This is a genomic window from Riemerella columbina DSM 16469 (genome assembly GCF_000374405.1).
Taxonomy (GTDB): Bacteria; Bacteroidota; Bacteroidia; order Flavobacteriales; family Weeksellaceae; genus Riemerella; species Riemerella columbina.
Map to the genome: position 1 here is coordinate 1 of NZ_KB894262.1, position 13,846 is coordinate 13,846.

A 13,846-nucleotide genomic window follows, 5' to 3' on the forward strand; every position below is an offset into this window, starting at 1 on the left:
TTAGGTAATTACCACAAAATCAAAGGCAAATATCTTCAATTATACTTAAATGAATTTGTATACAAGCTAAATAGGCGATATTTTGGAGAACGATTATTCGATAGGGTGATTATAGCTGCTATAACAGGAAATTAGGTATAAAAACGGATATTCAATAAAGAATTTAAGGAACGCTAATCTCGAAAGAGAATTTATTTCTACTTAAACTAAACTATAATCAATCTAAACTATGCAAATTGAATCGGGACGAAATAAAAAAAAGCAAAAAAAATTTCCTTGCTATATCATTTATTATATCTTTGCCGAAAAATTTCTTGAAAACAATAAAATTAAGCAGAATTAAGGATTATGGTTTGTAAAATTAGGGTGATTTTAGACACGAAGGACAATGTTTTTAGAGACATAGAAATTAGGGGAAAGCAGACGCTTTGGAACTTACACAATGGCATTAAAAGTGCGTTCAGTTTGCAAGGGGACGAGCTATCATCGTTTTACTTTTCAGATGACGATTGGTCGGAGCTCAACGCTGTGCCTCTAGAAGATATGTCGGATGATGGCGATGGCGAAACCATGTCGGATGTTTATATTACAGAGGCATTTCCAGAAAAGGGAAGCAAAATGCTTTTCAAATATGGATTGATTGACCTTTGGGAATTTTATTGTGAATTATTAGAGGTGGTAAAAGAAAAACCTGCGGTGAATTATCCTATTACGATGTTCCGCTATGGCAATGTTCCACTAAAAGTACCAAGCAAAACAACATATAAACCTTCTAAGTCCATCATGTCAGAAGATTTTGAAGACGATTTTAATGATTTTGAAGACGACTTCGATGCAGATGAAGATTTTAATGATGGCTTTGAGGAAGGATATTATGATGAGATTTAAGTTCTAAATTCAAAAAAATACAAAGAGATTGTGCAATGGCATTGTCTCTTTTTTTATTTTTGTAAAAACTAACCGCATGACTACTAAGCAACTATTACATCAAGTGCAGCACCGTCCTTGGGCGTTGCCTAATCGCCATTGGCAATTTTATCAGGAATGGAATGATGCGTTGTTTTTACATTTTAAAGTAGACAAGGCACAACTTAGAACCTTAGTTCCAGAGTACCTACCTTTAGACCTTTACGATGGTGAGGCTTATATTTCTTTGGTGGCGTTTAAAATGGAGCGAATTCATCCTCGTGGGTTGCCATCTTTTGCTCCAATTTCTAATTTTTATGAAATTAATATCAGAACTTATGTGGAGGTGGATGGTAAGAAAGGGGTCTATTTTATTAATATAGAAGCAGAAAAATGGCTGTCGGCTTTAGTGGCTAAGACCCTTTCAGGATTGCCTTATGAATATTCTAAAATGTCTCGAAATACCAGAACTTATAAAAATGATAATACGGCTAAAGATTTTCAGATAGAGGTAGAAGCCAAGGTTGGAAAATTAGTTTCTAATAAGACGCTACTAGACCTATGGCTTACCGAAAGATACTGTTTGTATTTGGATAAGAAAGATGGCTTGTACCGCTTTGATATTCACCATTTAGAATGGACATTGTACGAGGTAGAGACGCATATCAACCAATTGAATTATCACTTTAAACCATTAAACCTATCAGAGCAAAATTTGGTCGCTCAGCATTATTCTTCTGGGGTACAAGTGGTTTCTTGGCGAGGGAAACGCTTAAATATTTGAAAAACTTTAGAGGATTTTCCATAAAAATTACTAACTTTGTAGGGTATCAACCTTTTGATACTGAGAAATTAGACAATAATTAAACTATATTTGAATGAAAAAAATAACCATCAGCCTATTGTCCCTTTCTGGATTATTGGCTTTTCAATCGTGTTCTGTACAACAGAAATCAGCTCATACTACGGAGCAACACCAAAACCACGCTGGGCATAACCACGCAGAGCATGGCATTAGCCTAGAACTAATGGATACTAATGTACGCCCACAAGATGATTTTTATAATTATGTAAACGGCGGTTGGATGAAAACAGCCGTAATTCCAGCAGACAAAGCTTCATGGGGAAGTTTTAATGAACTTCGTGAAAAGACCGATGAAGCTTCTCTATCTATCCTTAATAATATCTTAAAAGAAAACTATGGCGAAGGATCAGAGGGAAGAAAAATCCAAAAAATCTACGCGTCTTATATGGATATGGATAAGAGAAATGCAGACGGCATTAACCCAATTAAAGGCGATTTAGCAAAAATTGATGCCATCCAAAATCTTAATGATTTGCAAAACTATTTTGTAGAGCGTGTAAAGCATGGTGGCGGTAATCCATTATACGGTTGGGGTGCTGGTGCTGACCTTAAGAATTCTAAAATGAACGCTGTTTATTTAGGTGGACCTAGTTTGGGATTGGGTAAGGATTATTATCAAAAAGATAATCCAGAAAATACAAAGACTATTGCGGAATATCAAAAATATGTAGAAACACTTTTAGGTATTTTAGGCTATAATAACCCTAATGCGACGGCGAAGAATATTGTAGATTTAGAAAAATCGTTTGCTAAAAAACTATTGACGCTAGAGCAGAGCAGAGATGCTAATAATTTCTACAACCCAAAAACTATGGCGGAACTAAAAGATTTAGTAAAAAATGTTCGCTTGGTTAATTACCTTCATGAGGTTGGGGTAGATACGGATAAGGTGATTGTAGGGGAATTGAAATATTACGAAAACTTCGACCAATTCGTTAATGAAAAGAATTTACCTTTAATTAAAGACTATTTAAAATTAAGACTCTTATCTAGTAGTGCCAGCAGTTTAGACAAAAGACTGGACGACATTAAATTCAATTTTTATAGCAAATATCTACAAGGTCAGAAGGAGCAACGCGCTATGAACAAAAGAGCCTTGAGCTTAATTAATGGTGTAGTGGGTGAAGCCTTTGGTAAGTTGTATGTTAAAAAATATTTCCCTGCTGAAGCAAAAGCAGAAATGGAAACTCTAATTGATTACCTTAAAAAATCTTACCATAAACACATCAGTAATCTAGATTGGATGTCTGATGAAACTAAGGTAAAAGCTTTAGATAAATTGAATAAATTTACGGTAAAAGTAGCTTATCCAGACAAGTGGGAAGATTATTCAGCTCTTAAAATTGATGGTAATTCTCTATACGAAAACTTGAAAAAAGTAGACGAGTGGGAATATCAAAAATCACTAAGAGAAGAGGTAAACAAGCCTGTAGATAAAACCAAATGGGGTATGACGCCACAAACGGTAAACGCTTATTATAGCGCATCTAACAACGAAATCGTGTTCCCAGCAGCGATATTGCAGCCGCCATTCTTTAACTTTAAAGCAGACCCAGCAGTTAATTTCGGGGGTATTGGAGCGGTAATTGGTCACGAAATTTCTCACGGATTTGATGATGGTGGTTCTCGTTTTGATGGCGATGGAAACCTTAACAACTGGTGGACAGAGCAAGACCGTAAAAACTTTGATGTAAAAGTAAAACAATTGGCAGACCAATACAGCAAATACGAACCTGTAAAAGGAAGTTTTGTCAATGGTGTATTTACAAGTGGTGAAAATATTGCCGATCTTGGTGGAGTAGCCATTGCGTACGATGCGTTGCAAATGTACCTTAAAGATAAAGGGAACCCAGGGGACATCAGTGGTTATAACCAAAACCAAAGATTCTTTATGAGTTGGGCTACGGTTTGGAGAACTAAATCTACGGATAAATATATGATTAACCAAGTGAAAACCGACCCGCATTCGCCAGGATACTTCCGTAGTTTTGGTCCACTAGTTAATGTGGATGCTTGGTACGAAGCATTTGATGTAAAGCCAAAAGATAAACTTTATAAAGACTCTGATAAGAGGGTAAGAATTTGGTAATTACAATTTAATTAAAAATAAGGAATATTTATTCCTTATTTTTTTTATATTTACAGTTATGAATATCATTGAACTCAATCATCTTTCCTTTGCGTTTTCTAAAGGAAAGTCTATACTTAAAAATATCAATCTGAATGTTCCAAAAGGCTCTATCTATGGCTTTTTAGGGGCTAATGGAGCAGGAAAATCTACCACGATGAAACTCATGATGGGGACACTTAATGGCTATGATGGAAATATATCATTATTCAATCAGGACATTAAGAGTTTCTATCCTCAGGGCTATACGCGTATTGGTTCACTTATTGACTATCCAGCATTTTATGAGCATCTTTCGGGATTTGATAATTTGAAAGTGGTAGCGTTGATTAGAGAATTGTCTTTGGAAAATATCGACCGTGTTTTGGAAATGGTGGAATTATCAGACGCTAAACACATTAAACTCAAGAAATACTCTTTAGGAATGAAACAGCGGTTGGCTATTGCTTTAGCCTTAGTGAGCCAACCTGAATTGTTGGTGCTTGATGAGCCTGTAAATGGGCTAGACCCACAAGGGATGATTAAAATAAGACAATTGCTGATAAAACTCAATCAAGAATTAGGGATTACGATTTTTATTTCGAGCCATTTACTTCAAGAAATTGATAAGATGGTGACGCATTTGGGTATTATCTCTAATGGTGAAATGAAATTTGAAGGCAGTCGCGAAGATTTGAAACAATTGTTTACACATAAAAAAGTGAGTTTTAAACTTCATCAGCCTCAGAATTTTATAGCAAAAATTCCAACGATTTATCGTCCTAGTATTACGGCTGAGCAGGAAATAATGGTAGAGGTAGAAGAGGACAAAGCCATAGCGGAACTCAATAAAATTTTAGTAAACCACGGCGCTGAGGTCTTTGAAATTAATGCCAAAGGAGGACTGGAAGAGTGGTTTGTAGACATTACAAAATAATAAAAAATGAAACATCAAATATCGGATTTGTTAAAGGCGATAAAAGCTGAACGACTAAAAATGAAAGGTTTGGGCTTGGTTTGGCTGGGCGTTATTATTGGGCTGTTTATACCATTGGCAAGTTTTATCTTTATGCTATTTAAAGAAAGTTTAAGAAACTATGATGGGCTGCCAACATCGGCTGTGGAGCGTTATATTCTCAATTCCTATCAAGGGTATGGTACTTTTTTCTTATTGCTCTACTTAATTATTGCAACGACTAGAATATGCCAAACCGACCATAAGAATAAATCTTGGATGCTACTAGAAACCCAACCGATTAGCAAATTAGCGCTTTACTTGGGCAAGTTGGTTAATCTCATGTGGTTGTCATTAGTCAGTGTTTTAACCTTTTTCATTAGTGCTATAGTGTTGGCTTATGTTTCTAATCTATTGTTTCCTAATGAATTGCTAAGTAATCATCTAGATATGGGTTGGGTAGTAAATTCTTTTTTAAGATTGTATGTGATGACTTTTGGGGTAATAGCATTTCAACTGATGCTATCTATGATGATTTCTGGGTTTGTATGGCCTTTTATTATTGGGCTTGTTGGGATGATTTCCAATGTGTTTATGGGTGTTTTTGGTGTTCTATTTGGCAAAAGCAATGTCAATTATTTCGTCTATAATAATGTGGCAACGGCTTTGGGTATTAAAGACCCCGATACTCTCAATCATTATTTTAATTATACCGAATACTTGTCTTTATTATGGTGGGGCTTATTTACTTTGATAGGCTATTTGTGGTATCAACATAGAAGTTGGAAACAAGGTTTTATCGAAGGAACCAAAACCAAACTGAGAACGGTAGCCATAGTGTTAGTGGGTGTAGGCTTATATTGGGTGATTACACAACCTAGGCAGCCACAGCGATTGCAAGATAAAACCATGGTTTATGGGCAACTAGAGTCTAGCACCTTAGCAAAGGACATCACGATAAGGGATAAAGAATTAGGGCGAGAAATAGCCAAAGTTTCTGTGGATAAAGTGGGGCGATTTCAGTGGGAAACCTCACAGCCAATTCCATTCGGAGCCTATGTGTTGAACTTTGATAAAAAGAGTATTCCCATCACAATTTCTACTGGGGATAAGATTGAATTACATATTCAGTATGATGACAAAAATATAAAAGTGAATGAAAAAGGCACTCGCAAAGCTGATAATGAAATGCTGTCTAAGGGAGCTAACGATTTTTCTTATTTCTATGATGTTTTTTATGAGGATAAAAAAACAGAAATTAAGCCTGATGAATTTTACGAAGAAGCTCAGAAGGAGTGGACTCAGCAATGGCAGCAATTGGAAGATTATACCACCAATGAAAATATTCCTTTGTCTGATGATGCTAAGCAATACCTTAAACAACTGTATGCCGCACGAATGCTGAATACCATTCACGATTTTCAAACAATGAGAAATTTAACGGGGCTTAAATCCGAGCCACCCAAAGCATTCTATCAAGCACTTCAAAATGCTATGGTAAAACCAATGGAACGCTTGGCTACTAGTGAAATTTATCAAGACTATTTACTCAATGAAATACTTAAGCATACACCTGTAACTAAAGACACGAATTTAGATAGCCTTAAATTAGTACAACTTTCTACGATGGCACCTAGCCTTCAAAAAGACCGACTATTGACCCGCCAGTTGATTAATAGTATGAAACTAGAGTATAAAGAAGAGATGCGTAACCAATTGTTTAGTCGTTTTAGTGGTCAATTTAAAAATGCAGATTATAGAAACTATGTAGCGAATGAGTTGCACAATATCAATAGCCAACAAAGAGGAAAGCCTTTTCCAAAGCTGAAACTTGAAACAGTAGACGGTAAATTGGTGGATTTATCAATCTATAAGGATAAATATGTGGTGATAGATTTTTGGGCAACTTGGTGTGCCCCTTGCAGAACGCTACGCCCAACTTACGAATACAAAGCGAAAAAGAATAGAAGGAGTGATGTGGTATTTATTTCCATTAGTGTAGATGATAACGCCAATAAATGGAAAATGGATATTAAAGGACATCCGTCCGATATACCACAATACCGATTGCTAAATAAAGAAGCACTTTCAACCTTAGATTTTAGCTATATTCCAAGATTGATGTTGCTAAGTCCAGGTTTAAAAATTTACAATGCCAAAATGCCTACTCCTGACGAAACCAATTTTGATGATGTTCTCTACGATTTGGAACAACGGTAGCGACTTTTAATCTCGTGTAAATATGGGTTTTTGTTTTTAGTAACAAAAGGTTATATTTGCATTTTAACATTTTAAATTATTCTAATGAAAGGACAAAATAAACTGTTTATCGCCATCATTATAGGTCTAGTGCTAGGTATCGGAATTGGTGGTTTAGTACATTTTCAATATCCAGACTATGCCGAAGATTTTGCTAAAAATATCAAACTTTTAGGAACTATTTTCATTCGTTTGGTTCAGATGATTATTGCGCCATTGGTGTTTACCACACTAGTAGTAGGAATTGCAAAGATGAGCGATATTAAAATGATTGGTAGAGTAGGAACGAAAGCGATGATGTGGTTTATTACTGCTTCTTTGGTGTCATTATTTATCGGATTGGTATTTGTAAATTGGTTAGAGCCAGGGAAAGTAACGCAATTGCCCGTACAAGATGCTTCGGCAGCGGCAGAAATCGTTAATAATAGTAAAGGCTTTTCATTAGAGGATTTTGTAAAACATATTATACCCAAAAGTATATTCGAGGCTTTTTCAACCAATGAAGTATTACAAATTGTAGTATTTTCTATTATGTTTGGGGTTGCACTCTCTCAGTTGGGTGAGTCTTATTCCAAACCTGTGATTAAAGGTTTAGATATTTGTGCTCATGCCATTCTAAAAATGGTAGGTTATATTATGTGGATGGCGCCATTAGGTGTATTGGGAGCTATTGCCGCAGTAGTAGCGACCAACGGATTTGATATTTTTGTAGTTTATGCCTTGTATTTAAGAGATTTCTTCTTTGCTTTAGCAGTACTATGGTTGGTATTATGTATTGTAGGTTACTTTATTCTAGGCAACCGATTGTTTGATTTACTTAAAAGAATTAAAGAACCATTACTTATTGCATTCTCTACCACCAGTTCAGAAGCGGTATTCCCTAAATTAGTAGAAGAATTAGAAAAATTCGGAGCAAATAGCAGAATTGTGTCTTTTATCTTACCATTGGGCTATTCATTTAACTTAGATGGGAGTATGATGTATATGACTTTTGCCTCTATATTTATTGCACAGATTTATGGCGTGGATATGACTTTGGGGCAGCAGATTACCATGCTTCTAGTCCTGATGCTAACTTCTAAAGGTATTGCTGGAGTACCCAGAGCCAGTTTGGTAATTATTGTAGCCACTTGTTCTATGTTTGGAATTCCGCCAGAAGGTATCGCCTTAATTTTACCGATAGACCATTTCTGCGATATGGGAAGAAGTATGACGAATGTTTTAGGAAATGCCCTCGCTACTTCAGCGGTATCAAAATGGGAAGGACAGTTAACAGAACCTACGGATATTGTTTAGTGCTTAATAAAGATTATGTATAAAAAAATATGTAATTTTGTAGCCTAAACCAAAAGAGGTATATACCATGTTAAAAAAAGATAGAGTTTTAGAATTTCTAAAAGAAGTAGAGGTAGACGATTTAGTGAACAATGTTCAAATTATGGGGAATGATGTCTATATAGATATGACGGCACATTCACCAGCGATGCACGAAAAGAAAAAACTAGAAGCCGCGATGAAGCAGGCATTTGCATCGGAATTTGGAGAAGAAGTTGTTTTAAAATTAAAAATTGTATCCCCAGAACCTTCGGAAGTTCAGCTCAATCAGATAAAAGGAAAAGAAATCCCTGGGATTAAAAATATTATTGCCATAGCTTCAGGAAAAGGAGGTGTGGGTAAATCTACCGTAGCAGCCAATTTGGCGGTTACTTTGTCTCAAATGGGTTTTAAAGTCGGTTTGCTAGATGCCGATATCTATGGGCCATCAGTCCCGACTATGTTTGATACCGAAGGAGCAAAACCTATTTCTGTAGAGGAAAATGGAAGACATTTGATGAAACCCATAGAAAATTATGGGGTTAAAATGCTTTCTATTGGCTATTTCTCTGGTGCTAACCAAGCGGTAGTTTGGCGTGGGCCTATGGCAGCCAAAGCGTTAAACCAAATGATAAGAGATGCTGCTTGGGGAGAATTAGACTTTTTATTGGTAGACTTGCCACCAGGAACGGGAGATATCCATTTATCGATTATTCAGGAAGTGCCAGTTACGGGAGCGGTTATTGTAAGTACACCACAGCATATCGCACTGGCAGATGTTAAAAAAGGCATCGCGATGTTCCAGATGGAAAGTATTAATATTCCAGTATTAGGACTGATAGAAAATATGTCATACTTTACCCCAGAAGAATTGCCAGATCATAAATATTATATTTTCGGTAAGCAAGGGGCACAGTATTTAGCAGACGACTTAGGAATTGCTATTTTAGGCGAAATTCCATTAATCCAAAGTATAAGAGAGGCCGGGGATGTAGGTAGACCTGCGGCACTACAAGAGGGAACGAAAATTGCAGAGATTTATACCAAAACAACACAAAATATGATAGAACGCTTGGTGGAAAGAAATAAAAATTTACCACCTACCGAAGCCGTTAGAATTACCACTATGGCAGGGTGTTCTTCCAAAAAGTAATTTATACGACAAAAGATATGGAAAATCATAACAATGAAAATTTAAAAGAAAGAGTAGAAGGGGCTCTAGAAAGTATTAGACCTTTTCTTCTTAAAGACGGTGGAGATATAGAGCTTCTTAGGATAGAAGACTCTGTAGTCTATGTAAAATTATTGGGTAACTGTTCAGCTTGTCCAGTAAGTTTTTCTACCATGAAACTGGGCGTTGAAACTACAATTAAAGAAAGAGTTCCAGAAATAACACAAGTGGAAAGTGTGGAAGAGTAAAATCTCGACATCAGCCCACTACGGACTTACAAACTATTCCCGTCTATTGCTGATAATATAGACGGGAATTTTTAATTTTGAGGAGTTTCTAGAGTAGAGTTTTATCGTCGAACGCCTCCAAAGTAATCTATTTTTTGGCAGATTAAGTAATATTTTTTTTATAATTAACTCAAAATAAGTTAGTTACTATGTCGTCGATTCTAGGGAGTAATTCTATTATTGATGGTCGACGATAATTTTAACAAAAAATGTGTATATTTGTATAGTCGTTATAATTGAAAATCAAAGGATTGAATTTTTTATTTTAACGGGTTGTAATTGAACCAATTGTGTAATTGAAACATTTTTTGGGCTAATTCTAAAGTCTTAACGGCGTTTGTTGTAATTGAACCAATTGTGTAATTGAAACAAATTTTAGACAAGCAAAAAATTTAAAAAAATTTAAGTTGTAATTGAACCAATTGTGTAATTGAAACATGGATTGTATTTTGAGGGAGGTGCGTTAAGTGCCTGTTGTAATTGAACCAATTGTGTAATTGAAACTTAGATAAGGGGTAATTTTCCTCAAAAAAATCCCACTGTTGTAATTGAACCAATTGTGGAATTGAACTATCATTCAATGTTCTGTTTATCGAAACACTTCCTTATTGTAATTGAACCAGATGGAATAAAAAATCCTCAATATTTAGTGTTATTGAAAATTTTAGCCTTCATTCTAAAGTGTTGATTTATTCAGAATTTAAACTAACCCGCAGATTTTTAAACTGATAAAAATCATTATATTTATTTGGAATTATTTTATATAACTAAGTTATCTTTGCAGAAAACCAAATTATATTGAAAGCAAAGTTGACTCATTACGGAAAGGTACTTCCAATATCTGTACTATTATTTTTAAGTCAAAATGTTGAGGCTCAAAAGGATAGTGTTAAAAGTAAAGAGATAGAGGAAGTTGTGCTTACAGGTTATACTAAAGTAAAAAATAGAGTGTTTACTGGAGCAGCAACTCAAGTAAAACTTAAAGATATCCAGTTAGATGGTGTGCCAGATGTTTCTAGGATGCTAGAAGGGCGTGTGGCAGGGCTTAATATCCAAAATGTAACGGGAACTTTTGGGGCTGCACCAAGAATTAATATCCGTGGCGGGGCTTCCATTACAGGTAATGTACAACCATTGTGGGTAGTAGATGGTGCGGTATACGAAGATATTGTAAGCCTAACACTAGACCAGTTGGTATCTGGAGATGCAGTAACCTTAATCAGTTCGGCAATTGCGGGAATTAACCCATCGGATATTCAAGATATTCAAGTGCTTAAAGATGCTTCCGCCACATCTATGTATGGGGCAAGAGCTTTAAATGGTGTGATTGTCATCAGTACAAAATCTGGTCGACGCAATGCGCCTAATAAAGTGTCTTACACCTACGAACAAACTTATAGAGGCATCCCATCTTATAGCGATTACGATTTGCTGAACTCTCAGGAAACCATGTCGATTTATAGAGAAATGGAGAAAAAAGGTTATTTCTCTATGGCGAATGCCTATCATGGTAGAAGGGCAGGGGTATATTATAAAATGTACGATGCCATCAATACTTATAATCCAAATACGGGCAAATATGCTTTAGAAAATACAGAAGACGCTCGATTAAACTATTTAAGACAATACGAATACGCCAATACCGATTGGTTTAAACATTTATTCAGTATTACCCCAACACAAAACCACACGGTAAGTTTCTCTGGTGGTGGGAAGAATACAGCAAATTATGCTTCGTTAGGCTTTTTTAATGATGCGGGATGGTCGGTTACGGATCAAGTGAGACGATTTACAGCCAATCTTAAAAACACCTTTTATTTAAATGATAAATTCAAAGTAGAGCTATCGGCACAAGGAAATATAAGAAAGCAAAAAGCGCCAGGAACTTTTTCGCAAAGACAAAATACGGTGATTGGAACTTTTGAAAGAGATTTTGATATCAATCCATTTTCTTATGCTTTAAATACCAGTAGAACTTTAAGAGCTAAAGACAGCCAAGGGAATTTAGAGTTTTATAGAAATAATTGGGCGCCATTTAATATTTTAAATGAATACCAAAACAATTATATGGATGTAGATGTTTTGGATTTAAAAGTACAAGCTGATTTAGAATATAAATTAACACCAAGCCTTACAGGAAATGTTTTAGCGGTTGCTAGAAAGGCACAGACGCAGTCTAAACATTATGTAAAAGAAAATTCTAATACGATACTCGCGTTTAGATCAAATGACAATGCGATGGTTGCTGCGGAAAATATTTACCTTTTTAAAGATCCAGACCATCCTTTGGCCTACCCTCAATCAGTGTTGCCCAATGGTGGGATTTTTAATCAAACAGATACAGGATTAGAAAGTTATTTGGTTAGAGCGTCATTGGATTACAACAAGCGTTGGGGAGATCACGATTTAAAATGGTTTGGCTTTGGTGAGTTGAGGTATGCCGATAGAACGGTAACGCCATTTCAAGGTTATGGAATACAGTACGATAGAGGAAACCAGATTTATACTTCGCCACTTATTTTTCAGAAGTTAATCAACGATAATTTGGATTATTTTGGATTAATGATGAGAAAAGACCGCGGAGTGGCTTTCTCTACTAATGTTACTTATGCTTACAAAAATAAATATGTACTGAATGCTGTGGGAAGTTACGAAGGCTCTAATATTGCAGGGCGTGGGGCTAAAACCAGATGGCTGCCAACTTGGAATGTCGGAGCAAAATGGAATATCCATAAAGAAAATTTTCTGAGTAATTCGTTATGGTTAAGCACTCTAGCATTGCGTTCGAGTTATGGACTTACGGCAAAGATGAATGAAAATGCCATCAATTCATTAGCGGTATTCAAAAGTGCTATTACCGACCGCTACCATATTAAAGATAGAGAGAATGCATTAAATATACTTCACCTCGAAAATAGAGATTTAACTTGGGAAAAGATGTACGAGTTGAATATTGGTTTAGATTTAGGATTGTTCCGAAATAGGGTCAATACCACAGTAGATGTCTATTCCAGAAAATCTTTTGATTTAATAGATTTGGTAAGGACTTCGGGGATTGGCGGGCAGTATTATAAATATGCCAACTTTGGCGATATGGAAACGAAAGGGATTGAATGGACGCTTAATACCACTAATGTTAATACCGATAATTTTAAATGGAAAACCAATCTAAGTCTAAGTTATTACCAACAAAAAATTACCCGATTGCTTAACAATCCTAATACCTTTGATTTGGTAGCAGGAAAAGGGCGAGGCAATGTGGTAGGCTATGCGAGAGGTTCGATTTTTTCATTTGACTTTACAGGGTTAGATGGTCAAGGCTTACCTACTTTTAATTTTGGAGATTATCCATTCCAAGGGACTAATGCGTACAGCAATATTGCTGGGGCAGACTTTGCAGATACCAATTATTCATTGTCTTATCTAAAGTATAATGGGGCTGTGGAGCCTAACTTTACGGGTGGTTTTTCCAATAGTCTCCAATATAAAAATTTTGATTTCTCTTTCTTTATAACTTTTCAAGCAGGAAACAAAATCAGGCTACAGCCGACTTATGACCCGTCTTATGGTGATTTGAATGTCTTTTCAAAATATTATTTTGATAGATGGATTAACCCAGGTGACGAACTTAAAACTAATGTTCCAGTGATCCCGTCTAAAGATTTAATCAATTTAGTAGGAAAAGAAAATATAGAACGCGCTTATAATACTTACAATTACTCTCAACTAAGAATTGCCGATGGTAGTTTTGTAAGGATGAAAAATATTTCTGTGGGCTATAAAGTTCCAGAGCAATATAGCAAAAGATGGGGTATGTCTACATTATCATTCAGAGCTCAGGTGACTAATCCATTTTTAATTTATTCGGATAAAAATTTGAGAGGTCAAGACCCAGAATTTTATCGTGCTGGAGGGGTAGCAACGCCTATTACAAAACAATATTCATTAAGTCTAAATGTAGGCTTCTAATTAAAGCGAATCT

Annotated in this window: 9 protein-coding genes, 1 pseudogene and 1 CRISPR repeat array; all 10 genes and pseudogenes read left to right on the forward strand. The window is 35.7% G+C overall.

The genetic code is table 11. The features are described from left to right. Window positions 1–135, forward strand: a pseudogene (locus C237_RS14620) (IS1595 family transposase); the annotation flags it as partial. A gap of 213 nt (window positions 136–348) precedes the next feature. Continuing rightward, window positions 349–888, forward strand: coding sequence for an IS1096 element passenger TnpR family protein (locus C237_RS0109570; protein ID WP_018676270.1), 540 nt, complete (start codon window positions 349–351; stop codon window positions 886–888). Between the two features lie 76 nt (window positions 889–964). Continuing rightward, entirely contained in the window at window positions 965–1,690 is a 726-nt protein-coding gene (locus C237_RS0109575; RefSeq protein WP_018676271.1) for a YqjF family protein, read from the forward strand. 94 nt (window positions 1,691–1,784) lie between these two features. Continuing rightward, window positions 1,785–3,860, forward strand: a complete 2,076-nt coding sequence (locus C237_RS0109580) for a M13 family metallopeptidase (protein WP_018676272.1) — start codon at window positions 1,785–1,787, stop codon at window positions 3,858–3,860. A gap of 58 nt (window positions 3,861–3,918) precedes the next feature. Next, window positions 3,919–4,815, forward strand: a complete 897-nt coding sequence (locus C237_RS0109585; RefSeq protein ID WP_018676273.1) for an ABC transporter ATP-binding protein — start codon at window positions 3,919–3,921, stop codon at window positions 4,813–4,815. Window positions 4,816–4,821: 6 nt separating this feature from the next. Next, the gene (locus C237_RS0109590) at window positions 4,822–7,053 is read left to right on the forward strand and encodes an ABC transporter permease (protein WP_026315612.1); all 2,232 of its coding nucleotides are present in this window, start codon (window positions 4,822–4,824) and stop codon (window positions 7,051–7,053) included. 84 nt (window positions 7,054–7,137) lie between these two features. Further along, a complete protein-coding gene (locus C237_RS0109595; protein WP_018676275.1) occupies window positions 7,138–8,388 on the forward strand; it encodes a dicarboxylate/amino acid:cation symporter in 1,251 nt (416 codons plus the stop codon). 67 nt (window positions 8,389–8,455) lie between these two features. Next, window positions 8,456–9,559: an Mrp/NBP35 family ATP-binding protein gene (locus tag C237_RS0109600; protein WP_018676276.1), complete on the forward strand. Its 1,104-nt coding sequence runs from the start codon at window positions 8,456–8,458 to the stop codon at window positions 9,557–9,559. Window positions 9,560–9,576: 17 nt separating this feature from the next. Continuing rightward, entirely contained in the window at window positions 9,577–9,825 is a 249-nt protein-coding gene (locus C237_RS0109605; protein WP_018676277.1) for a NifU family protein, read from the forward strand. A 311-nt stretch (window positions 9,826–10,136) separates the two neighbouring features. Beyond that, window positions 10,137–10,437: a CRISPR direct-repeat array (repeat unit 32 nt; unit sequence GTTGTAATTGAACCAATTGTGTAATTGAAACA). A gap of 225 nt (window positions 10,438–10,662) precedes the next feature. Further along, window positions 10,663–13,833, forward strand: coding sequence for a SusC/RagA family TonB-linked outer membrane protein (locus C237_RS0109610; RefSeq protein ID WP_018676278.1), 3,171 nt, complete (start codon window positions 10,663–10,665; stop codon window positions 13,831–13,833). Window positions 13,834–13,846 lie beyond the last annotated feature (13 nt).